The sequence below is a fragment of the Ruegeria sp. THAF57 genome, from assembly GCF_903914075.1.
In the GTDB taxonomy this organism is placed as follows: Bacteria; Pseudomonadota; Alphaproteobacteria; order Rhodobacterales; family Rhodobacteraceae; genus Ruegeria.
In genome coordinates, this window is record NZ_CAIWNQ010000006.1 from 76,203 (window position 1) to 98,096 (window position 21,894).

General features: G+C 58.6%; 21 protein-coding genes. 7 read left to right on the forward strand and 14 right to left on the reverse strand.

What is annotated here, in order from left to right:
- Nucleotides 1-229 precede the first annotated feature (229 nt).
- The 8 genes from RUESEDTHA_RS14910 to RUESEDTHA_RS14945 all read right to left on the reverse strand — a co-directional run bounded on the left by RUESEDTHA_RS14910 (nt 230) and on the right by RUESEDTHA_RS14945 (nt 9,729).
- Nucleotides 230-2,683, reverse strand: coding sequence for an FAD-dependent oxidoreductase (locus RUESEDTHA_RS14910; RefSeq protein WP_180887557.1), 2,454 nt, complete (start codon nt 2,681-2,683; stop codon nt 230-232).
- A gap of 89 nt (nt 2,684-2,772) precedes the next feature.
- Entirely contained in the window at nt 2,773-3,717 is a 945-nt protein-coding gene (locus RUESEDTHA_RS14915; protein ID WP_180887558.1) for a GlxA family transcriptional regulator, read from the reverse strand.
- Nucleotides 3,718-3,721: 4 nt separating this feature from the next.
- Nucleotides 3,722-4,615 carry a homocysteine S-methyltransferase family protein gene (locus RUESEDTHA_RS14920; protein ID WP_180887559.1) on the reverse strand — a complete coding sequence of 298 codons (894 nt, stop codon included), beginning with the start codon at nt 4,613-4,615 and terminating at the stop codon, nt 3,722-3,724.
- Nucleotides 4,616-4,629: 14 nt separating this feature from the next.
- Nucleotides 4,630-5,682, reverse strand: coding sequence for a zinc-binding dehydrogenase (locus tag RUESEDTHA_RS14925; protein ID WP_180887560.1), 1,053 nt, complete (start codon nt 5,680-5,682; stop codon nt 4,630-4,632).
- Nucleotides 5,682-8,135: an FAD-dependent oxidoreductase gene (locus RUESEDTHA_RS14930; protein ID WP_180887561.1), complete on the reverse strand. Its 2,454-nt coding sequence runs from the start codon at nt 8,133-8,135 to the stop codon at nt 5,682-5,684. Before RUESEDTHA_RS14930 ends, RUESEDTHA_RS14925 begins: the two co-directional genes overlap by 1 nt.
- Nucleotides 8,136-8,151: 16 nt before the next feature.
- A complete protein-coding gene (locus RUESEDTHA_RS14935; protein WP_180887562.1) occupies nt 8,152-8,532 on the reverse strand; it encodes a GFA family protein in 381 nt (126 codons plus the stop codon).
- A gap of 4 nt (nt 8,533-8,536) precedes the next feature.
- Nucleotides 8,537-9,160 carry a LysE family translocator gene (locus RUESEDTHA_RS14940; RefSeq protein WP_180887563.1) on the reverse strand — a complete coding sequence of 208 codons (624 nt, stop codon included), beginning with the start codon at nt 9,158-9,160 and terminating at the stop codon, nt 8,537-8,539.
- Nucleotides 9,160-9,729: a helix-turn-helix domain-containing protein gene (locus RUESEDTHA_RS14945; protein WP_180887564.1), complete on the reverse strand. Its 570-nt coding sequence runs from the start codon at nt 9,727-9,729 to the stop codon at nt 9,160-9,162. The genes RUESEDTHA_RS14940 and RUESEDTHA_RS14945 overlap by 1 nt, the downstream gene beginning before the upstream one ends.
- Before the next feature lie 57 nt (nt 9,730-9,786).
- Between RUESEDTHA_RS14945 and RUESEDTHA_RS14950 the strand changes: the two genes are divergently transcribed.
- On the forward strand, nt 9,787-10,119 hold the full coding sequence (locus RUESEDTHA_RS14950; protein WP_255431755.1) for a DUF1294 domain-containing protein: 333 nt from the start codon (nt 9,787-9,789) through the stop codon (nt 10,117-10,119).
- Nucleotides 10,120-10,235: 116 nt separating this feature from the next.
- Nucleotides 10,236-10,625 carry an SHOCT domain-containing protein gene (locus tag RUESEDTHA_RS14955; RefSeq protein ID WP_171124683.1) on the forward strand — a complete coding sequence of 130 codons (390 nt, stop codon included), beginning with the start codon at nt 10,236-10,238 and terminating at the stop codon, nt 10,623-10,625.
- Between the two features lie 36 nt (nt 10,626-10,661).
- Here RUESEDTHA_RS14955 and RUESEDTHA_RS14960 read toward each other — a convergent pair whose 3' ends face one another.
- A complete protein-coding gene (locus RUESEDTHA_RS14960) occupies nt 10,662-11,114 on the reverse strand; it encodes a GAF domain-containing protein (RefSeq protein WP_180887565.1) in 453 nt (150 codons plus the stop codon).
- A gap of 59 nt (nt 11,115-11,173) precedes the next feature.
- Nucleotides 11,174-12,346, reverse strand: a complete 1,173-nt coding sequence (locus tag RUESEDTHA_RS14965; protein WP_180887566.1) for an acetyl-CoA C-acyltransferase — start codon at nt 12,344-12,346, stop codon at nt 11,174-11,176.
- A gap of 102 nt (nt 12,347-12,448) precedes the next feature.
- Here RUESEDTHA_RS14965 and RUESEDTHA_RS14970 point away from each other — a divergent pair, with 102 nt between their 5' ends.
- The 3 genes from RUESEDTHA_RS14970 to ggt all read left to right on the forward strand — a co-directional run bounded on the left by RUESEDTHA_RS14970 (nt 12,449) and on the right by ggt (nt 15,035).
- Nucleotides 12,449-12,787 (forward strand): STAS domain-containing protein, encoded by a 339-nt coding sequence (locus RUESEDTHA_RS14970; protein WP_180887567.1) that lies wholly within the window; start codon nt 12,449-12,451, stop codon nt 12,785-12,787.
- A 31-nt stretch (nt 12,788-12,818) separates the two neighbouring features.
- Nucleotides 12,819-13,259 (forward strand): ATP-binding protein, encoded by a 441-nt coding sequence (locus tag RUESEDTHA_RS14975; protein WP_180887568.1) that lies wholly within the window; start codon nt 12,819-12,821, stop codon nt 13,257-13,259.
- 198 nt (nt 13,260-13,457) lie between these two features.
- The gene (gene ggt / locus RUESEDTHA_RS14980; protein WP_180887569.1) at nt 13,458-15,035 is read left to right on the forward strand and encodes a gamma-glutamyltransferase; all 1,578 of its coding nucleotides are present in this window, start codon (nt 13,458-13,460) and stop codon (nt 15,033-15,035) included.
- Between the two features lie 24 nt (nt 15,036-15,059).
- Here the strand turns inward: ggt and hspQ are convergent, their stop codons facing one another.
- Entirely contained in the window at nt 15,060-15,386 is a 327-nt protein-coding gene (gene hspQ, locus RUESEDTHA_RS14985; RefSeq protein ID WP_171124435.1) for a heat shock protein HspQ, read from the reverse strand.
- Between the two features lie 80 nt (nt 15,387-15,466).
- Between hspQ and RUESEDTHA_RS14990 the strand changes: the two genes are divergently transcribed.
- Both RUESEDTHA_RS14990 and RUESEDTHA_RS14995 read left to right on the forward strand, forming a co-directional pair.
- Nucleotides 15,467-16,348, forward strand: coding sequence for an AEC family transporter (locus RUESEDTHA_RS14990; RefSeq protein WP_180887570.1), 882 nt, complete (start codon nt 15,467-15,469; stop codon nt 16,346-16,348).
- 60 nt (nt 16,349-16,408) lie between these two features.
- On the forward strand, nt 16,409-16,990 hold the full coding sequence (locus RUESEDTHA_RS14995; protein ID WP_171124439.1) for a lytic transglycosylase: 582 nt from the start codon (nt 16,409-16,411) through the stop codon (nt 16,988-16,990).
- 14 nt (nt 16,991-17,004) lie between these two features.
- On the opposite strand, the gene RUESEDTHA_RS15000 is transcribed toward RUESEDTHA_RS14995, so the two are convergent.
- The 3 genes from RUESEDTHA_RS15000 to RUESEDTHA_RS15010 form a co-directional block, all read right to left on the reverse strand.
- Nucleotides 17,005-17,601, reverse strand: a complete 597-nt coding sequence (locus tag RUESEDTHA_RS15000; RefSeq protein ID WP_180887571.1) for an outer membrane lipoprotein carrier protein LolA — start codon at nt 17,599-17,601, stop codon at nt 17,005-17,007.
- 139 nt (nt 17,602-17,740) lie between these two features.
- Complete coding sequence (locus tag RUESEDTHA_RS15005) at nt 17,741-20,635, reverse strand: DNA translocase FtsK (protein WP_180887572.1); 2,895 nt, start codon at nt 20,633-20,635, stop codon at nt 17,741-17,743.
- A gap of 14 nt (nt 20,636-20,649) precedes the next feature.
- Nucleotides 20,650-21,831 (reverse strand): aminotransferase class I/II-fold pyridoxal phosphate-dependent enzyme, encoded by a 1,182-nt coding sequence (locus RUESEDTHA_RS15010; protein ID WP_180887573.1) that lies wholly within the window; start codon nt 21,829-21,831, stop codon nt 20,650-20,652.
- Nucleotides 21,832-21,894 lie beyond the last annotated feature (63 nt).

The window sequence follows — 21,894 nt, forward strand, 5'->3', positions numbered from 1 at the left end:
TCTGTAAGGCAAATGCAGATCCGAAGAAAACCGCGAAATCTGTGACGACCCTCATCAGGAAAACTGATACGTCGCGCCCGATGCAACGGCTCAAGATGCGAGGCTCTGCCTCGCGCTCCGGGATATTTTTTGCCAGATGAAGAGTGGATACCCTGCTTCATCTGGCCCCAAATATCCCGGGGGAGTCGCGGCTTGCCGCGGCGGGGGCAGAGCCCCCTTTTACCGCGCATCAGACTTTCACGCGTTCCGATTTTGGGTCATACATCGGTTTCAGCGATGCTTCTGCTGTGACTTTCACCCCGCAGACGTCGATCTCATAGCTTGAGGCCAACACATCGGCAGCCTTTTCACCTTCGCAGGGCACATAGCCCAGACCGATGGCACCACCCAGCGTGTGTCCATAGTTGCCCGAACTCAGATAACCCACATATTCGCCGTCCCGCAGGATGGGTTCGTTGTGGAACAGCAGCGGTTCGGGGTCAGTGAGTTTGAACTGAACCAATCGGCTTTGTGGTCCGGTTTCCTTTCGTGCGATCACTGCCTCGCGCCCGATGAAGTCGCAGCCCTTGTCGGTTTTCACGGCAAAACCCAGCCCGGCATCGACTACGTGATCTTCACATGTGATGTCATGGCCGAAATGGCGAAAGCCTTTCTCGATCCGGCACGAGTCCATCATATGCATCCCACATAGTTTCAGACCCATTTCCTGCCCGGCCGCGTGCAGGGTTTCGAACACATGGCCCGCCATATCGGACGAGACGTAAATCTCCCACCCCAGTTCACCCACATAGGTGACGCGATGCGCGCGGGCGAGGCCCATGCCGATCTCGATCTCTTGCGCGGCGCCGAATGGGTTTGTCGCGTTCGAGAAGTCGGCGGGCGAAACCTTTTGCAGCAGCGCGCGCGCGTTGGGACCCATGACGGCCAGCACACCTTCGCCTGCGGTGACATCCGTGATGACCACGTTGAACGCACCCGCGTGGCGCTGCATCCAGGTTTGATCGGCCAGACGGGTGGCGGCAGGTGTGACGACCAGATAGGCGGTCTCGGACAGGCGGGTGACGGTCACGTCTGCCTCGATCCCGCCTGTGCGGTTCAGGAACTGAGTGTAGACGATCTTGCCATTGGGCACCGCGTAGTCGCCGCCGCCGACATAGTTCATGAACGCCTCGGCATCGGGACCTTCAACGCGGATTTTGCCGAAGGAGGACATGTCATACATCCCCACATTCTCGCGCACCGCGCGGTGTTCGGCGGCGGAATTCTCGAACCAGTTCTGGCGTTTCCAACTGTATTGGTATTCGCGTTCCTGACCTGCGTTCGCGAACCAGTTGGCACGCTCCCACCCAGCCAGTTCACCCATCACAGCACCCTGTTCCAACAGGTGATGGTGGAAGGGCGTGCGCCGCACGCCGCGCGCGGTGGCCTTTTGGCGATAGGGGTAGTGGTCGGCATAAAGCAGGCCCAGCGTTTCCTTGGAGCGTTCAAACAGATATTGTTTGTTGCCCTGAAACGGCTGCATCCGGCCAATATCCACGTCGCCCAGATCGAACGGTTTCTCACCGCTATCCATCCACTCGGCCAGCGCCATACCCGCGCCCCCGGCGGATTGGATACCGATCGAGTTGAACCCGGCGGCGACCCAAAAATTATCCATCTCGGGCGCAAGTCCCAGATGATAGGCATCATCGGGCGTGAAAGATTCCGGCCCGTTGAAGAAGGTATGAATCCCAGCATCCGCCAGCATCGGCATCCGGTTTACTGCCGCCTCTAAGATCGGTTCAAAGTGGTCGAAATCCTCGGGCAGTTGGTCAAACTCGAAACTGTCGGGGATGCCCTCCATCGCCCATGGTTTCGCGTTGGGTTCAAACGCGCCCAGCAGAATTTTGCCCGCGTCTTCCTTGTAATAGGCGCATTCATCCGGCACGCGCAGAACCGGCAGTTGGGTCAGGCCGTCGATGCCTTCGGTGACGATGTAGAAATGCTCACACGCGTGAAGCGGTACGTTCACGCCCGCCATGCGGCCGACCTGATGCCCCCACATGCCTGCGCAGTTCACCACCATATCGCATTCGATATGGCCTTGCGTCATGCCATCATCGCTGACCCATTCCACAGAATTGACCCGCCGGCCCTGCCGGGAAATGCCGGCAACTCTTACCCGTTCCTGAACAATCGCCCCGCGTTGACGCGCACCCTTGGCCAGTGCCAACGCAATATTGGCGGGATCGGCCTGGCCATCGGTTGGCAACCAAACACCCCCGGTCACACCATCAAGATTGATATGCCCGTAGCGCTGTTTCACCTCGGTCGGAGACAGCTCTTCGACCGGGACGCCAAAGGCACGCGCCATTGCGGCGTTCCTGTAAAGCTCTTCCAGACGTTCGTCGGTGAGCGCGACCGAGACCGATCCGACTTGACGCATCCCCGTGGCTACGCCGGTTTCTTCTTCGAGCCCCAGATACAGCTCGGCCGAATAGCGCGCCAGTTTTGTCATGTTCGACGTTGCGCGCAACTGGCCGATCAGGCCTGCCGCGTGCCATGTTGTGCCGCTGGTCAGTTGCTTGCGTTCCAGTAGGACAACATCACTCCAGCCCTTCTTGGTCAGGTGATACGCGACCGAACATCCGATGACGCCGCCGCCTATGATGACCACACGGGCCTTGTTGGGAAGATCAACCATCCTAAAATCTCCGCACTGTCAGATTTGGGCCAAGTTGGCATGGAAGATCGACAATAAATGCGCCAAAAGCGTCACAATATCGGTAATTTTCACCGATGTGCCACACGCTTTTCGCGACGCAGGACAAAAGGCGTTACGCCGAAAAAGCTCTTGTAGACAGAAGAAAATCCGTTCGGAAACCCACAAGCCAGGCCGATTTCACGCACGCTCATGGTGGTGTTGAGCAGCAGGTTATTGGCCTTGGCCAGCCGCATTTCGCGGTAGAACCCGTTCGGGGTGGTGCCGAAGAAAGTCTTGAACTTGCGCTCCAGAGAACGGTTGGACAGGTGCAGTTCTTCGACGATCTGATGGATCGGCAACGGGTCTTCGATGTTTGCCTGCATCAGCTTGATGCACTGGTCCAGCTTGGCATCTCCGGTTGCTGTCAAACGCGTGCCGGAAAACGGCTGCATCGAGGAAAAATCGCGGATGTTCTCGTGCAACATGATATCGGCCACGGTCATCTTGGCGGGCCCCGAGATATGGCGGCCAATCACCGACAGCGCCACATCCGTCGTCGCCTCCATTCCCGCACACGTCACTACAGCGCCTTGCTGGGTGGCGATGGACAGCTTGGCCTCGAACCGGGCACCGCGTTCGCGCAGGAACGAAGCGTTCTCCCAATGGGTCGCCATATCCTCAGTGCCATGTTCGTCGATGTAACGACTGGCAGCTTCGGCCAGCAAAAACACCTGCGCACCGCGATAGGTATAGTCGGACACCACGCGGCCCAACGACAGATCAGGGTGATCGGGATCGGTATTGCCAATGACAAACAGGTAATCCGCCTTGGGCTGGGCACTGACGGCCTCGGTCTGAATCATCGCATCGCTGCTGGAATGGATCGGGCCGCCCTTCAGGGACTTATACGCATAGGTAAAAGGCGGATGTGGGCAGACGCGGTTGGCCAGACGCAGCACCTCGACCAGCGACGCCAGTTCCAGCAGCACATAGCCGGGGGCGACGAGGATATCGAAATGCTGCTGTGCCGCCATCGCCCTAGACGATCCTATGTCGGGCGGCGTGCAGCGCGTGGGCCAATGCCTCGATATGATCGGGGCCGACCTCGCAGCAGCCGCCGACAATGGTTGCCCCGTGCTCGACCCAGGACATTGCGAAATCGGCATAGGCTTCGGGGGTCAGGTCATGACGTTCTTCCAGCGCATCAACGGTGGGGGCGTCCTCCAGAAATTCTTGCGTGATGCCGGTGAAGCCATTGGCATAGGCCCCATAAGGGCGGCCCATCGTTTCAAGGATCGTCAGCGCGGGCATCACCGATTCCGGGCGGGTGCAGTTGATCAGCACCGCTTGCGGCTTAAAGCGATCCACCAGCGGCGCGACCTGCGCCAGATGCTCGCCCGAGCGCAGGCGGGTGCCGTCAGTGTCCATCACTGACAGCGCCAGCCAGACGGGTTTAGTCGCACTTTCCGTGCCGCGCAGCGCGCCTTCGGCCTCTTGCAGCGAGGACACGGTTTCGTGCAGGAACAGGTCCACCCGATCGTTCATCAGACCGACCAACTCGGTATATTTCAGCGCGGCCTCTTCCACATCGGGTTTCAGATCGGGCCGGTATGAGGCCAGCAGAGGCCCCAGCGCCCCGGCGATCCGCCCACGCGACGCATGCCGCGCGCATTCAGCCTGCGTCAGCGCCGTGTCGATCAGGGCGGACAGTTGATCTTCGATCCCTTCGCGTACCAGACGCGAGCGGTGGATGGCGTAAGTGTTCGTCGTCGCCACGGTCGCGCCACGTCGGAAGTAGTCCGCATGGACCTGCCCCACCAATTCGGGCTGATCCATCATCACCCGTGTCGACCACAAAGGTGTGGGCTTTTCGCCGCCACGCTTGACCAGCTCCTGCCCGATCGAGCCGTCCAACAGAGTGATATCCGCCATGTCCTTACCTTTCCTCAGGGAATGAGAACCAGTTTTCCCGCAAACGCCTTGGACTGAAAGTCCGCTTGCGCTTTGGCAATGTCTCTTAGCGGATAGGTTTTCGAGATCAATGGTTTTACCCGACCGGCGTTCATCAGTTCGACCAATCGGCCGAAAACCTCGAAGGCCTGATGGGTGCAGCCGTGGATAGTGATGTCGCGCAGGTAGATATCGCGAAGATCGGCTTGAACAATGGGTCCGGCGATCGCGCCTGAGACGGCATACTGCCCGCCGGGCTTCAGCGACAAGATCAGGTCGGGCCATGCGGGGCCGCCGACCACGTCGATTGCCACGTCGAACATGTCTTTTGGCAAAGGCGCGCCCCGGTCAAACGTATCAATCGCGCCCTGATCCTTGACCACCTCAGCCTTGGAAGGGCTGGTAACACCCCACACGGTCGCTCCACGCAGTTGGGCCAGTTGTACGGCGGCCAAGCCGACCCCGCCCGAGGCCCCTGTGATCAGCACCTTATGCCCGGCGGTTACGTCTGCGCGGGTCAGCAGGTTTTCCGCCGTGCCAAAAGCACAGGGAATGGCCGCGATCTCGGCATCTGACAGGGGAGAGGCCGAGACGTCGTACAGATCAGACGCCTCGACCAGACAATATTGCGCGAAGGCCCCGTCAATCTCGGACCCCAAAGCGATGAAGCCAGTCGGGTTGCCGGGGCGTGGGCGCGGTAGGTTGATCGGGCAGGTTACACGCTGGCCGAGTTGAAACCCCGTGCCCGGCGCGGCCTGTTCAACTATGCCGCAAAGATCACCGCCTTGAATGCGTGGGAAGTGCAGAGCGCCGCCCCAGCCGCCTGCGTCGACCTCCTGATCGACCGCATCTGTCGCACCGGTCACATCCGAGGAATACCAACCGACGCGCGTGTTGATATCTGTGTTGTTCACTCCGGCAGCAGCAACCCGGACCAGCACCTGACCGGGTCCGGGTTGTGGCACCGGTATATCCGCGCGCCATTCCAGCGCCTCTGGCCCACCGTGGCGGGTCAGATAGACGCCTTGCATAACGTTTGGCACAGCCATCAGGCCCGCAGCCGTTCGTTGGCCGGATCCCAGAGCGGTTGGTCCGCTTGTACCACCGCGGGGTATTTCCGGCCGTAGATTTCAACCTCCAGCGCGGTGCCCGGATTTGCCAGTTCCGACTTGATCATGCCCAGCGCGATGGATTTGCCCACGCGATAGCCCCAAGCGCCCGAGGTCGTCTCACCCACGATCTGATCGCCTTGCCAGATGCAGGACATGTAAGGCGCGTCGCAATCTCCGGCCTCGACCGTCAGGGTCACGAACGACTTTTTCACGCCCTGCTGCTTTTCGTTCAGAATCGCCGCCTTGCCGGGGAAGTCCTGCGGTTTGTCCAACTTGACGAAGCGCTCCAACCCGCCTTCCAGCAGCGAATAATCGGTCGACAGATCGCCCTTCCATGCGCGATAGCCTTTCTCGATCCGCAGCGAGTTCAGGGCGTACATGCCGAACGGCTTGGCCCCGGCTTCAAGGACAGCTTCATAAATCGCTGGCATATCCGCGTTTTCGGCGTGGATTTCCCATCCCAGCTCTCCGGCGAAGGACACTCGCAGAAGGGCAACCCAGCCGCCTTTGATCTCGCTTTCCTGAAAGCTGAGCCACGGCAGGGTCAGGTCGGCATCGCATAATTTGCCCAGAACCTCGCGCGATTTGGGGCCGGTGACGATCAGCGTGTCCATACGCGTGGTCCAGTCTTCCAGCGTGAATGCGGCATTTGCGGGCATGTGGCGTTCCAGCCATTCGCGGTCATGCCATTGCGCGGTGGCGGCTGTGACCAGCACAAACAAGTCCTCCGCTTCGCGGGTTACGGACATTTCAGTCAGAATGCGGCCGCGATCGTCCGAGAAATAGACCAGCCCAACGCGGCCGATCTTGGGCAGTGATCCGGTCACAAGCCCGCGCAACCATTCGTCTGCCCCCGGCCCCTGAATTTTGAACCGCGAGAAGCCCGGCAGGTCCAGCACGCCGCAATGGTCACGCACAGCCTCGCATTCTTCCTTGATACGGCTCTCCCACGGACCCGAGCGCCCCCATGTATGCGTCGCTTCTAGCGAGGTGTCGTCGCCCGGTTTGGCGAACCAGTTGGCGCGTTCCCAGCCGTTATAGGCGCCCATCACGCCGCCCAACTCCTTGATCTTGGCATGGACCGGAGACAGTTTCTTATCGCGCGCCGCAGGCCATTCGTGATGGGGGAAGTGCATGGCGTATTCGTTGCCGTAGACCTCCATACCTTTCTGGTTGCAGTAGTCCTGATCGGTGTAGTCGGTGTAGCGGCGCGGATCGACGGCCCACATATCCCATTCGGTCGCGCCATCGACGATCCATTCGGCCAGCACTTTGCCAGCCCCACCGCCCTGCGCGATGCCAAAGGTAAAGCTGTGTGCCTCAAACGCGTTTGTCACGCCCGGCATCGGGCCGATAAGCGGCAGACCATCGGGCGCATAAGGGATCGGGCCGTTGATCACGCGCCCAACACCCGAGGTCGCCATCAGCGGCACCCGCTCCATCGCGTCGGTAACGATGTCCTCGATCCGGTCCAGGTCGTCGTTCCAAAGCTGAAAACTGAAATCCTCGGGCATCGGATCGTCTTCGGTCATCCAATGGCCCTTGCAGTTCGGCTCATAGGGGCCAAGGTTGAAGCCGTTCTTTTCCTGCCGCAGGTAGTACGAGATATCCACGTCGCGCAGCAGCGGCAGCTTGCCGCCGTTTTCCTTGGTCCATGCCTCGATCTCAGGGACTTCGTCGGTCAGCAGGTACTGGTGGCTCATGACCATGGCAGGCACCATTCGGCCGCCATAGGGTTTGAACATCTCACCCACACGCTGCGCGTAGTATCCGGCTGCGTTGACCACATAGTCACAGGCAATATCGCCCTTGTCGGTGTGAACGGTCCACGTGCCGTCATCGTGCTGTGTTACATCGGTGGCCGGACAGAAGCGCACGATCTTTGCCCCCAGATCCCGCGCCCCCTTGGCCAGCGCCTGCGTCAGCTGCGCCGGGTCGATGTCGCCATCGGTCGGGTCATACAGCACGCCCTCAAGGTCATGGGTTTCAAGGAACGGATAGCGCTCTTTCGCCTGCTCCGGGGTCCACATCTCCATCGGGATGCCCTGATAGAGGCCCATCGACATGGCGCGCTCAAACTCCTGCATGCGCTCTTTGCTATGCGCCAGACGGATCGACCCCGAGACGTGGTAGTTCATTGGATAGTCGACCTCATCGGCCAGACGCGCATACAGCTCGGTCGAATAGCGCTGCATGTTCATGATCGCCCACGAGGTCGAAAAGGTCGGCACATTGCCCGCCGCGTGCCATGTAGACCCGGCCGTCAGCTCGTTCTTTTCCAGCAGAACGCAGTCGGTCCAGCCCTTCTTGGCCAGATGATACAGGGACGAGCAGCCCACGACGCCACCACCGATGATGACCACACGGGCCTTGGTTGGAAAATCACTCATGTATCTTGATCCTCTGTTAGTGTGCCCGCTGGGGCAGGTCGTCTGAGATGTCGTAATAGTCGCCCTTGTCCGCGACAAAGATGTGCTGAGCGAGCCTCAAGCCGGTCGGTTCATCCAATGACCCCGCCGAAACCGCAATCGTGTCCTCGTCATTGTGCTGCCAGAACAGGAACGAGCCACAGGCGCTGCAAAAGCCGCGCCTGGCAATGTCCGAGGCGCGATACCAATTCAGGGTCTCGCTGGAGGTAAAGGTTAGGTTGTCCTGATGCGTCTCGCACGAGGCCCACAAATGCCCCGATTGCCTGCGGCATTGGCCGCAATGGCAGGCATTGGGTGCGGCGAGGTCTCCGTCAATGGTGAAGGCAACCTTGCCGCAAAGGCAGGATCCTTTGTGCATGTCTTTACCCCTTTGTTGTGGGCGCCGTGCTGGTGCCCAGCAACACGCCGTAGATGATGAAACAGGTCGCCATCACGCGGCGCACCCAGATGTTGAACACAGCGCCCAGCGCTGCTTTGCCCATCAGCGCGCCCAGCAAGGTGAACCCGGTATAGCTGAGCGTTGTAATGATCAGAGCGGTCGGTATGATCACCCCCATCTGCTGCCAGACCGGCACGTCGGGTTGCACGAATTGCGAAAACGCCGCCAGATATCCGGCCACGCTTTTGGGGTTGATCGTGGCCACCGCCAGCGCGTGCAGATAGATATGGCGCGCGGGTCGCTCGGACGCGGGCGCGGGTTTGCTGGCGTTGCTCCAGCCGCGAACACCCATCCAGATCAGGAACCCGGCACCGATCAGCTTGGCGATGAAGAACCCGGTGGGCGAGGCCGCGATCAGCGCAGTGATGCCCAGCGCCGACAGGATCAGGAAGGCGCTGGCCTGTGTCAGGATCGCCAGCACGCCCAACATCGCCTTGGGGAAGGGCAAGCTCATCCCGTTCGAGATACAGTTCACCGCATTCGGTCCCGGAGTGGTGACGAACACCACCCAGAACAGGGCGAATATGGTCCAAGCCTCGAAGCTCATCAGTAAACCGGAGGCGCAATGACCCAGATGGCCACGGCGGGCTCATCATAAGGGTTGGCCCATTGATAGGGCTCATGTTTGATGCGGAAACTATCGCCCGGCCCGACCGAGAACTGCCGTCCTCCGATCGTCAGGTCCAAACGGCCGGACACCATATAGCCGACCTCTTGCGTGGGACGATCAGCGGGGGTCTGCATTTGTGATCGGGGTTCGAACGTGGAATGCACCATTTCGAAATCATCGGTCAGATCAGGTGACAGCAATTCCTCGATCAAACCCTCCTCGCCCGATCCCATAGGACGGCGTGAACCAGCGCGCACAATATACCCCTGTTCGTCCGCTGGTGCGGCTGAATGTGCGAACAACATCGACATCGGCACACCAAGACACTCGGCGATCTGGCGCAAGTCTGAGATTGACGGCTCGGACTTGTCCCTTTCGACCTGGCTGAGCCATCCAACCGAACGCTCCAGACGCGCCGCGATCTCGGTCAGGGTCAGACCCCGCGCTTTGCGCAATGCCCGGATATCCGCGCCAAGAGTCGACCTGTTAGGGGCTTGGCTGTTCACGTGGTGCTCCGGTTGTTCGTGAAAATTTTAGTGGCTTTTTCACGATGACCTGAGTCGGTGAAATTTCCAAGCATTTTTTCACTTGGGTGTCTGACGGGGATTGTTTATTCGTCGGATATGTGGATTGCAGTTGCGTATTTTTGGGTCATTAACCTGCTGACCCTGCTGGCATTTGGATGGGACAAACTGCGCGCCAAACGTCGCAAAACCCGCGTGCCCGAGGCCAAACTGCTATGGCTCGCCGTGATCGGCGGGGCACCGGGCGCGGTTTTGGGACGCTGGATTTTCCAACACAAGACCCGCAAGCGACGGTTTTCAATGTACCTCTATCTGGTGCTCGGTCTGCAAGGTGTTGTTCTGTACCTTCTGGCCACCCGCTTCCCGCCCTGACAGACGCGGACTTCCAATCAAAAATTATCCGCAGCCAAAGAGGAAACTGTCTGCTACAGTGACGTAGTTACTGAATTCCTGAAAAAATCTTATATTGGCAAAGGGTTGGAAGAGACATGGAAAATGGCATCGGGTTTTTCGACATAGTGTGGTCGATCTTCTGGCTATTCCTGATGGTAGCCTGGTTCTGGGTAATGATTTCGGTGGTGGCCGATGTGTTCCGCTCAAAAGACCTGAGCGGTTTCGGCAAGGCCGCATGGATCGCGTTTGTTATCCTTGTTCCCTGGCTTGGGGTTCTGTCCTATCTGATCGCACGAGGCGAAAAGATGCATGAACACAATGTCGAGGCGATGAACAAGATCGAAGAAGCACAGAAGGATTACATCCGATCCGTCGCGACGGTATCCACCGCGGACGAGTTGGAGCGTCTTGCCGCCTTAAAGGAAAAGGGCGTTCTGACAGACGAAGAATTCGCAGCCCAAAAAGCCAAGATCCTCAGCGCGTGACGCATAAAGCTCCGGCCAGTGCCGCACTTGCCGGAGTTAACTCGCGAAAACGGCAGTCAGAATTGCATCAAGCGCGTCTGCGTCCTGCTGCGTGAATGCGTCCGGTTGATCGCTGTCGATGTCAAACACGGCAATGATGTCGCCTGACGCGTTTCGCACCGGCAAGACCAGTTCCGACCGCGTGGTCGATGCACAGGCGATATGGCCGGGAAAAGCATCCACGTCGGGCACAAGCTGCACCTCGCCCATTCGCGCAGCAGCGCCACAGACACCCCGCTCGAACGGGATAACCAGGCATCCGTGACCGCCCTGATACGGGCCGATCTTCAACACATCCGGTTCTGTCACGCGGTAAAACCCGGTCCAGTCGAACCGATCGTCGGAATGATGCACCTCGCACGCGACGGTTGCCATAAGTGCGACCGCGTCAGTTTCCCCTTCGGTCAGGGCTGAGATGGTTTTCGCTAGCAGGTCGTAATCAACAGTCATCTTGAATGGCCCGGCATAGGTCGTCTTGCCTCGCCACCTATGCCGAAACCGCCCATGGGTCAAACACGTTCGATCGCGATCGCGGTGCCTTCTCCGCCACCGATGCAGATCGCCGCGACACCCCGTTTCAGGTTACGCTTTTCCAACGCATTCAAAAGCGTCACCATAATGCGCGCGCCCGAAGCGCCGATCGGGTGCCCCAATGCGCAGGCCCCGCCATTTACGTTTACCTTGTCACGTGGCAAGCCCATTTCATGCATGAATGCCATCGGCACAACAGCAAAGGCTTCGTTCACCTCCCACAGGTCGACATCATCCTTGGACCATCCGATCCTGGACAGCAATCTCTGGGCGGCGGGGACAGGTGCAGTTGTGAACAACCCTGGCGCCTGAGCATGGCTGGCATGGCCCAGAATTCGCGCACGTACGGTAAGCCCCTGATCATTGGCCGCATCCTCGGACGCAAGCACAAGCGCAGCCGCCCCATCCGAGATCGAGGATGAGTTGGCTGCCGTCACGGTCCCATCTTTGCGGAATGCAGGTTTCAGTGTGGGTATCTTCTCGGGTCGGGCAGATTGCGGCTGTTCGTCTGCGGCGTGCTGCACCTCACCCTTGCGGGTCGGGACAACGACCGGAGTGATCTCGTCCGAAAACGCCCCGCTTTCCTGTGCGGCCAGAGCATTGGACAGGGACTGCAGCGCATATTCATCCTGCGCCTCGCGGGTGAACTGGTAGGCTTCCGCACAATCCTCGGCAAAGGTGCCCATCAGCCGACCCTTGTCGTAGGCATCCTCCAATCCATCAAGGAACATGTGGTCCACGACCTGACCATGCCCGATCCGGGCCCCGCCGCGCATCTTCGGCAGCAGATAAGGGGCGTTGGTCATACTCTCCATCCCCCCCGCGACCATTGTGTCCGCGTGCCCCAGCGCGATCTGGTCGAACGCCATCATCGCGGCCTTCATGCCAGAGCCGCACATCTTGTTCAGCGTTGTGGCGGGGACGTCTTCATCCAGACCCGCCGCAAACCCGGCCTGCCGCGCCGGTGCCTGCCCCTGACCAGCGGGCAGAACGCAACCCATCAGAACTTCGTCTACCGTTTCGGTTCCGGCCCCTTGCAACGCCGCGCGAATTGCAGCCCCGCCCAGATCGGCCGCTGGCACACCGTCAAACACACCTTGAAATCCGCCCATAGGTGTCCGGGCCGCGCCAGCAATAACAACATGTTTCATCGGGGTGCTCCTCTTGTTTTCCGGATTGATGGATACCGAATGGTAAGAATTGCCGTCTAGCGTATTTCTACGATTGAATTTCAGTTTAAAGGATCATCGCGCATGAGCCTGACCAGCGAAACAACAGGCGGCACACAGGTCATCACGGTTCACTCAGACCGGATAGATGCAGCTATGGCCATCCAGTTCAAGGAAGACATGAGAAACGAAGCCCAAAGTGGCAACGCACGGGTCATTCTGAATCTGACTCACGTAGAGTTCATTGATTCCAGCGGTCTTGGCGCTATCGTCGCTGCGATGAAACAGCTCGGCAATGGTCGCAGGCTGGACTTGGCCGGCCTGCATCCCTTTGTCGAAAAGGTATTTCGGCTGACGCGCATGGATACGGTATTCAAGCTGTTTGCGTCGCTGGACGACGCGCTGTCCGCCCCCACAGACTAACCAGCCGCTCAACGGAATTGGCACAACACTAATGAGTAACTGTAACTGCCTGGATTTGAGCTTTGCCGCGACTGAAGCAGAAGCCAGCCTTGGCATCGCCAGGCTGAGCTTGTGCCTCGAAGAAAAAGGCCTGCCCGGTCACAGGGCCGGTGACGTGAAAATCGCGCTGGCAGAGGCCATCAACAACGTGGTCGAACATGCGTATGCCGGGATAACCCCAGCCAGAGTGCAAGTGCATTGCCGCTTTCACCAGAACTGGCTCGATATCCTGATTTCCGACACCGGCATGCCTCTGCCCGGGTTTTGTATTCCCGAAGGCATACCCGCAGCATTGGGCGAAACGATTGATGAATTGCCCGAGGGTGGGTTTGGCTGGTTTCTGATCCATGAACTGACCAGCGACATTCGGTATGAGCGCAAAGAGGGCTGCAACAGGCTGTCGCTTCGGTTCGATTTTCCAGACTCCGGCTGACCCAAAATCGCCACAATCAAACCATGGTCACGCCGCAAACAAAGGGCATAGTGATTCCCGTAGCTCAGATAGCTTCCCTCGGCGTCCAGTGTCACAGCCCCCACCCAGTGAACGGCGCCGAGGAACTTCCCATTGATTTGACTGGACAATACGTGCCTGCGCGATACCTTCGGCGCGTTCAATCAGGGAAACAAAGCTATGCGGGATTTTCACACTCCGGGCAGATCCGAAGTTCTGGCGACAGAAGGCATGTGTGCCACATCGCACCCTTTGGCAGCCCAAGTCGCGGTGAACATTCTGCAAAAAGGCGGCAACGCAATGGATGCGGCGATCGCCGGAGCCGTCCTTCTGGGCATTTGCGAACCGCAGATGACCGGGCTGGGCGGCGATTGCTTTGTGCTTTTCAACCGAGCCGGAGAAAATGAAATCCGCGCGCTGAATGGTTCGGGGCGGGCACCTTCGGCGGCGGACCCCCAGAAACTGCGCGATGCCGGTCTGACGACTGTGCCGCTGAATACAACGGACTCAGTCACCATACCCGGCGCGGTGGACGCGATGTGCCATCTCTCCGAAACGGAAGGTAAACTGGGCCTCGACGCGATCCTTCAGCCAGCGATTCACTACGCCGACATCGGTGTGCCGGTGGCACCAAGGGTCGCGTTCGACTGGCAAACTGGCGAGGCAACGCTGCAGGGTCCCGCGCGCGGTCATTACCTGATCGACGGTAAGGTGCCGAAGGTCGGGCAGGTCTTCCGCTCACCCGGTCAAGCCGAAGTTCTGCGTCAGATCGCCAAGCGGGGGCGCGACGCCTTCTATTCTGGCGACATCGCACATGATATGGTCGATGCACTGACGCAAATGGGCGGCGCGCACTCGATTGCTGATTTTCAGACAACCCAATGCACCGAATCCAAGCCCGTAGTTGGCAATTATCAGGGTGTTGACATTGTCGAACACCCACCAAACGGACAGGGCGCGACCGCGATCCTGCTTTTGAACATTCTGAAAAGCTTCGATCTGACCAACATGGATCCCTTCGGGACCGAGCGCATACATATCGAGGCCGAAGCCTCGAAACTGGCCTATGACGCGCGCAACCGGTTCATTGCAGACCCTGATCACACTGCGCGGGCCGAGTTATTCTGCGATCAGGCCTTGGCCGACAGACTGGCAGCCCTGATTGACCCCAAACGCGCGATGCAAGCGGCACCCCCCCTGACAGAGGCAATCCACAAAGACACCGTTTACATTACGGTCGTTGACCGCGACCGGATGGCCGTTTCCTTGATCTATTCGATCTTCCACAGCTTTGGCTCGGGCATCGCGTCCGAGAAATACGGGATACTGCTACAAAATCGAGGGGCAGGATTCACGCTTGAACCCGGACATCCCAATGAAATGGGCCCCGGCAAACGCCCGATGCACACGATCATTCCCGGAATGCTCTGCGAAAATGGGCGCGTCACCATGCCATTCGGCGTTATGGGCGGTGCTTTTCAACCAACCGGGCACGCCCGGCTTTTGTCCAACCTCACGGATCACGGGCTAGGACTGCAGCAGAGTATTGACGCCCCGCGCGCCTTTGCAGATGCAGGCGTTCTTAAGCTAGAGCGCGGAATTCCGCCCAAGGTCGCTCAACAGTTGGTCGACATGGGTCACAATGTCCAAACACCAGAAACACCACTTGGCGGAGCCCAGGCAATCAGGATCCGTAAAGACGGCGTTTTGGAAGGCGGAAGCGATCCCAGGAAAGACGGTTGTGCACTGGGGTATTGACCCAAACGCAGGACGCAGACCCGATCAGTTCAAATGAAAGTGCAGCGGGTACGCCCCGTTTTCGAACGGGCCGAACATGTCGGGGATATCAGGATGTTCCACAGGTTCGCCCGACTGGTCGGCAATCAGGTTTTGTTCAGAAACATAAGCAACATAGAAGGATTGATCATTCTCTGCCAACAAATGATAGAACGGCTGATCCTTGATCGGACGGCTGTCTTCCGGAATGGCCTGATACCATTCTTCGGTATTGGAAAACTCTGGATCCACGTCGAAAATCACCCCCCGAAAGGGATGTTTTTTGTGGCGGACCACCTGGCCCAAACGGTACTTGGCGTTTGTCTTAAGCATTTTCACAGCCCCCAAGGGTCTTACTACCTCTTTCCGCGCGAGAATGCCAATCATTGATCTGAAATTTAGGGAAACAGTCTGTGAACCTCTTACTGACAGTCTTTGAAATCGTAGCCCCTGTCTTTCTTTTGGCGGGTATCGGCTTTGTCTGGGTCAAACTGGGGTTTGAATACAGGCTGCAGTTTGTAACCCGCCTTGCGGTTACCCTTGCGGTGCCCAGCCTTATCTTTGTTGCGCTGATGCAGACAGAGATCCCGGCCGGTGAACTGACGCGCTTTACCGTGGCGGCCATTGCGGGTCACATTGTGCTGGCTGTTGCCTTCGAGGTATTCGTGCGGCTTGGCGGGTTGGATCGCCGGACATATCTGGCACCGCTGATCTTTGGGAACACCGGAAATCTTGGATTGCCCTTGTGCCTGTTTGCCTTCGGTCAGGCGGGCTTGGGGTTTGCGGTCGTGTTTCTGGCCGTTACCGCGTTGTTTTCGTTCACTTACGGCATCTATCTGGTCGCGGGCAAAGGCGCGTTTGGCAAAGTTGCCCGTGAGCCGATGGTATGGGCCACATTGCTCGGTGCGCTGTTCCTGTGGCGCGGATGGGAGACCCCGGTCTTTCTGACCAATACACTGGACTTGCTGGGGCAAATGGCGATTCCCATGATGTTGATCACCGTGGGTGTCGCCATCGCGCGCCTGACCACCCGCAAGTTGGGTCAGGCTGTCTGGCTATCACTGCTCAAACTCGCTGTTTGCTTTGTTTTAGGGTGGGGGATCGCGGTGGCGTTTGACCTTGATGCCGTCGCATTTGGGGTGCTGCTTGTGCAAATGTGCACGCCGGTTGCGGTGACTTCATACCTGCTGGCCGAACGGTTTGACGCAGATTCAGACGCCGTCGCCGGGCTGGTCATGGTCTCAACCGTTCTGTCTGTTGCCGCTTTGCCTATAATTCTAGCTATTGTTCTATAGCGATTGTGATTTCCTCGGAGCGCAATCTGCGCTAGAATAAAGAAAAAAGGCACGAGGCACATGAGCAGAATTCTTATCGTACTCTTCGGGGTGCTGCTTTTGGCATCCTGTGGGGGCGGGTCAAAGCAACCGCCCAGCAAGCTAAATGACGCGTGCAGCATTGCGCGCGAACGGCCGGATTATATCAAAGCGTTCAAAAGCACCGAACGCAAATGGGGCGTCCCGGTTCACGTCCAGATGGCGACTATCTATCAGGAAAGCCGCTATCGCCATGACGCAAGAACACCACATCAATACGTGTTGGGCGTCATTCCCATGGGCCGCCAAAGCAGCGCCTATGGGTTCAGTCAGGCATTGGACGGAACCTGGGATGAATACCAGAAAGAGACCGGCAAACGCCGCGCCAAGCGCGACCGCATCCGGGACGCTTCGGATTTCATCGGCTGGTACATGAACAAAAGCTATGAACGGAACGGCATTCACCCCAGCGACACGCGAAACCAGTATCTCGCCTATCACGAAGGTCACACTGGATACGCGCGCGGCAGCCATTACAGCAAGACTTGGCTGTTGAACGTCGCAAATGATGTGGACGCACGCGCCAAGCTGTATCAGGCACAGTTGGCCGGCTGCCGGTACTAACAGAATTTAGCGGGTCAGCGATTGCCTGACCCGCTTCGCGCGCGGTTGGAAAACAGGCTTTGATCCAACCTGTTATCCGTATCCAATTGGCCCAGCAGAACAGTAGTCTGGCTACCGGCATTGTCGTGGATGACCCATTTGCGCAGCTCGATCGGATCGCCAGTGAACATCAGCTCAATCCGGCCCGACTCGGGGTTTTTCGGGTCCTGAGCGGTAACAACCGTGGCTGTTCCGTCAAACTCATGCCCGACGACCATATTGGCCTGCCCCAGATTGACGTTACGCGCCAGTACCAGCGACAACGGCGTGCGCTTCAGCGGGTATTGCTCGGGCGGTTGGTTGGATTTCGGGTCGAATATCTGAACCGTTCCTGCACGCGCCAGAACAACCGCGCTGTTTGGTGGATCATATTCGAACCGCATCTTGCCCGGCCGTTCCATCCACAGCTTACCAGTGCTCAATGAGCCATCATCATTGACCTGAGTGAACGTGGTCTCAACGGTTTTCAGACCGTTGAGATAGTTGGATATCTGCGACAAAGGCAGTTTTTCAGCGGCCCACGCAGCCGGCGCAACCAGCGTCAGGGCCAGGGCAAAAGCAATCTGTTTCATGATCTACCAGATATGCGTTTCGCCACTGTTATTAAATATCCAAATCCAATTTCAGGGGTGCCTAAGACAGCAGACGCGCTGAAACCCATAATTTCAGCGCGTCACTCGATTTCGATACGGCGGTATTCCGCAAAGGCTCTTATTGCTCGGGCACAAGGATTTCGCGTTTTCCGACATGGTTTGCCGAGGAAACAACGCCTTCATCCTCCATTTGCTCAACCAGTCGCGCGGCTTTGTTGTATCCGATGGCGAGTTTTCGCTGGATGTACGAGGTCGAGCATTTGCGATCCTTGATCACGATCGCCACGGCCTGATCGTACAAAGCGTTCTCACCGTTCGTATTGCCACCAGTGTTCAGGCCCAGCACGGCGTCAATATTGTCGGCTTTTTCCTCAGCCGGGCCATCCACGACGCCGCTCATGTAATCTGGCGGGCCGAACTGTTTCAGGTGGCTGACGATTTCTTCGACCTCTTCATCCGAGACAAACGGACCATGGCAGCGCGTGATCTTGGCGCCGCCCGCCATATAGAGCATGTCGCCCTGCCCCAGCAGTTGTTCGGCGCCCATCTCGCCCAGAATGGTGCGGCTGTCGACCTTGGACGTCACCTGGAACGAAATCCGGGTGGGGAAGTTCGCCTTGATCGTACCGGTAATCACATCGACCGAAGGACGCTGCGTGGCCATGATCAGGTGAATGCCCGAAGCCCGCGCCATCTGAGCCAGACGTTGAATGCAGGCTTCGATCTCTTTACCTGCAACCATCATCAGGTCGGCCATCTCGTCGACAATTACGACGATATAGGGCATCGCTTCGGGCGCGAATTCTTCGGTCTCAAACACCGGTTCGCCCGTCTCATCATCGAATCCGGTCTGGACCGTGCGGCTGAACATTTCACCCTTGGCCAGCGCGTCTTTCACACGGCCGTTGTAGCCTGCGATGTTGCGCACGCCCATTTTGGACATTTTGCGATAACGATCCTCCATCTCACCCACGACCCATTTCAGGGCGACCACCGCCTTTTTAGGGTCGGTCACAACAGGGGACAGCAGATGCGGGATGCCGTCATAAACAGACAGTTCCAGCATCTTGGGGTCGATCATGATCAGGCGGCATTCATCCGGCGTCAGCTTATAAAGCAGCGACAGGATCATCGTGTTGATCGCCACCGACTTACCGGACCCTGTGGTGCCCGCGATCAGCAGGTGAGGCATTTTCGCAAGGTTCGCCACAACGGATTCACCGCCGATATCCTTACCCAAAGCCAAAGGCAGCGCGTGGTTGCCATCGCCAAAGTCACGGCTGGCGAGGATTTCGCGCAGCACCACCATTTCGCGATTTTCGTTGGGCAGTTCGATCCCGATGACCGAGCGGCCCGGCAACGTCGACACCCGTGCCGACAGCGCCGACATCGACCGCGCGATATCGTCCGCCAACCCAATCACCCGGCTGGCTTTCAGGCCCGGGGCGGGCTCAAGCTCGTACATGGTGACAACGGGGCCGGGGCGGACGCTGACGATCTCACCCTTCACACCGTAGTCGTCCAGCACGTTTTCCAGCATCCTCGCGTTTTCTTCCAGCGCCTCATCGCTCAGGTGGTGGCGCTGAATGCTGGAGGGGTTCGACAGCAGCCCCAAAGGCGGCAGTTCGAAATCCGAATGCCTTTCTTCAAAGGACAGCGTTGGCTGTGCCTCGGCCTGCGCACGGCGCGACGGTTGCGGTGCGCGGCGCACGGGCTGTGCAACCACCGGTTTGCGGGGTTCGGCAACCGGGATTTTTACAGCCGGGCGCTGTTGCGGAGCGTGTTCTGCCACATCTTCAAACACGGCCCCCTCTTCGTAATCCGCGCCGAGCGTCTCCTCTTGCAAGACAGACTCTTGCCAATCGTCTGTCAAAGGTGCCGACATCATCGGTTCCACCGGCAGACCCGCCGACGTCATCGGCGGTTCAGGCGGCAAGTCACCCGCGCCACCCGCATTCAGGATAAGCGGATCGGGGCCCCGGCCTCGCCCTTTGGTCAGCGGCAGGTTCGGATCCGGCTCAGGCGTCATCTCGCCGGTTGCGACTTTGCGGTTGCGCACGGCGGCGGAAATTTTTGACCGAATGCGGTCTTCACCCGGCATCTCATCAAACCCAGCAACAGGCTCACGATCCAGCAGTTCAGGCTCGGGCATCGGTTCTGGACGGCGGATCAAGGAAGGCATCCGCGCAAGAAGGCCTGTTTTCACAGGCTCGGGCGACTCTAGCGGGGGTTCGTCGAATACGGGGTCGGCATAGGCCAGTTCATCTTCAAAAACAGCTTCGGCGGCTTCTGCCCTTGCCGATTTACGGTCGTCCCATTGCGCGCGGCGATCACGGGCGGCCTGCGCTGTCGCTGCGGCGCCCCGGCCCAGCAGGTTCATCAACCCATCGTATGACATGACCAGACCCAACAGGAATGCACGGAAGCCTTTGCGCACATCATCCTTGGTGAACCCCAGAACAAACACGCCAAGCGACAACATTCCGACCGCCATAGCCAAAGACATAACCTTGACCATGAAATGCGACGAGATCGGCAACAGCGTCAGCAAAGCGCCCATAACCGTGTCGCCAAACAGACCACCCAGCCCAAAGCTGTGCGTGGTACGCCACGCCTCGCCCGGGACAAGCGTTGCCGCGTAAACGGACACAATCGCTATCCAGATCGGAGCAAAGATCAGCCGGGCAATCGCACGTTCTTCGCCAAAATGACCTGCAAATCGTACGCCCCATCCGATCAGAACCAGCGCAATGCTCCAACTGCCCCAGCCGACAATCATGAACAGGGGCGCGGCAATCGACGCACCGATCCGGCCCATCCAGTTCTGCACCGGCGCATCGGTCGACACCATCCAGTTGGGATCGTCCGGTGTGTAAGACCAGATCATCGCGGCTGCGGCCAGGCCCAGCAGGATCAAGGCAATGCCGATCAACTCTTTACTGCGCCGCTCAATGGCGGCTTGCGTCGTACTGTCCAGCAAAGGATCGCGATTGCGCGCGTTATATGATGCCATTTTGCCCTCGTACCTCACGAATAGATGCAGTCGCGGAGCTTGATCAGCCCTTGCTGCAACTCTGTTTTTGGGGCCACCAAAGCAGCCCGGATAAATTGTTCGCCCGGGTTTTGCCCCGGATCGCCTTGAGAAAGATATGCGCCCGGCAATACCCGGACCCCGGTTTCCAGCCACAGCTTCAATGCGGTTTCTTCGCCATTATTGACCGGCAACCAAAGGAAAAACCCGGCCTGCGGCGCCATATACCCCTGAATGCCCGCGAAAACCTGATCCGCAATGTCGTATTTTTCCTGATAGAGCGCGCGGTTTTCGGCCACATGCGCTTCATCCGCCCACAGCTGTGCCGCAGCCGCCTGCAAAGGCAGCGGCAGGGGTGCGCCCGCATAGTTGCGCAGCTGTTTGACCCGTTTGATCGTTTCTGGGCCACCTGCGATCAGACCGGAACGCAGCCCGGCGACGTTTGACCGTTTGGACAGCGAATTGAACAGGGTGATCCGCTCAGGATCAGCGCCCAGTTCCTGCGCGACGGTCAAAACACCGGTCGGGGCCTCATCGCGGTAGATCTCGGAATAGCATTCATCCGCGAAGATGCGGAAATCATATTTTTCGGCCAGCCGGATCAGTTCGGCCCAGTAGTCGCGCGACGCCACCGCGCCCTGCGGGTTGGCCGGGGAACAGATATAGGCCGCAACCGTACGGTTGAGAACATCCTCGGGCAGACCTGCATAGTCTGGCAGATGGTCGGTTGCAGCGGTGGCAGGCACAAATACCGGCTCGGCCCCGATCGAGATCGAGGCGACCATATAGACCTGATAAAAGGGGTTGGGGCACAGGATGGCCGGTTTCTGCCCGTTCTTTTCCTCGGGGCACAATGCCATTGCCGCGTTGTACAGCCCTTCGCGCGTGCCGTTCAGGGCCATGACATTGGCTTCTGGGTCCATCGTCACACCATAGCGGCGTTTGATCCAATCGGTGATTGCGCCACGCAGCTCGGCAGAGCCCTCATTTGGGGGGTAGCCCTGAAATCCGGCCGCGTTTTCCATGATTACATCTGTCACCCATGCGGGAAAATCATGCATGGGCGCGCCGATGGTCATGTGAATGACATCACCGCCCGGCTGGTGATGATCCAACAGGGTGCGCAGACGCGGGAAAGCATATTCCGGTAGGTTCGAGAACCGCTCGGGAAAATTCATAACTACTGCCTCAATACCGGGATCGTTTTCGCCCCGTTTTTTGGCAGATTACAGGTCGGATTC

Bases quoted from the DNA above. Each gene is read 5' to 3' on its own strand.
- RUESEDTHA_RS14910 (WP_180887557.1), bottom strand. From the start codon at position 2,683: ATGGTTGATCTTCCCAACAAGGCCCGTGTGGTCATCATAGGCGGCGGC.
- RUESEDTHA_RS14915 (WP_180887558.1), bottom strand. From the start codon at position 3,717: ATGGCGGCACAGCAGCATTTCGATATCCTCGTCGCCCCCGGCTATGTG.
- RUESEDTHA_RS14920 (WP_180887559.1), bottom strand. From the start codon at position 4,615: ATGGCGGATATCACTCTGTTGGACGGCTCGATCGGGCAGGAGCTGGTC.
- RUESEDTHA_RS14925 (WP_180887560.1), bottom strand. From the start codon at position 5,682: ATGGCTGTGCCAAACGTTATGCAAGGCGTCTATCTGACCCGCCACGGT.
- RUESEDTHA_RS14930 (WP_180887561.1), bottom strand. From the start codon at position 8,135: ATGAGTGATTTTCCAACCAAGGCCCGTGTGGTCATCATCGGTGGTGGC.
- RUESEDTHA_RS14935 (WP_180887562.1), bottom strand. From the start codon at position 8,532: ATGCACAAAGGATCCTGCCTTTGCGGCAAGGTTGCCTTCACCATTGAC.
- RUESEDTHA_RS14940 (WP_180887563.1), bottom strand. From the start codon at position 9,160: ATGAGCTTCGAGGCTTGGACCATATTCGCCCTGTTCTGGGTGGTGTTC.
- RUESEDTHA_RS14955 (WP_171124683.1), top strand. From the start codon at position 10,236: ATGGAAAATGGCATCGGGTTTTTCGACATAGTGTGGTCGATCTTCTGG.
- RUESEDTHA_RS14960 (WP_180887565.1), bottom strand. From the start codon at position 11,114: ATGACTGTTGATTACGACCTGCTAGCGAAAACCATCTCAGCCCTGACC.
- RUESEDTHA_RS14965 (WP_180887566.1), bottom strand. From the start codon at position 12,346: ATGAAACATGTTGTTATTGCTGGCGCGGCCCGGACACCTATGGGCGGA.
- RUESEDTHA_RS14970 (WP_180887567.1), top strand. From the start codon at position 12,449: ATGAGCCTGACCAGCGAAACAACAGGCGGCACACAGGTCATCACGGTT.
- RUESEDTHA_RS14975 (WP_180887568.1), top strand. From the start codon at position 12,819: ATGAGTAACTGTAACTGCCTGGATTTGAGCTTTGCCGCGACTGAAGCA.
- ggt (WP_180887569.1), top strand. From the start codon at position 13,458: ATGCGGGATTTTCACACTCCGGGCAGATCCGAAGTTCTGGCGACAGAA.
- hspQ (WP_171124435.1), bottom strand. From the start codon at position 15,386: ATGCTTAAGACAAACGCCAAGTACCGTTTGGGCCAGGTGGTCCGCCAC.
- RUESEDTHA_RS14995 (WP_171124439.1), top strand. From the start codon at position 16,409: ATGAGCAGAATTCTTATCGTACTCTTCGGGGTGCTGCTTTTGGCATCC.
- RUESEDTHA_RS15000 (WP_180887571.1), bottom strand. From the start codon at position 17,601: ATGAAACAGATTGCTTTTGCCCTGGCCCTGACGCTGGTTGCGCCGGCT.
- RUESEDTHA_RS15005 (WP_180887572.1), bottom strand. From the start codon at position 20,635: ATGGCATCATATAACGCGCGCAATCGCGATCCTTTGCTGGACAGTACG.
- RUESEDTHA_RS15010 (WP_180887573.1), bottom strand. From the start codon at position 21,831: ATGAATTTTCCCGAGCGGTTCTCGAACCTACCGGAATATGCTTTCCCG.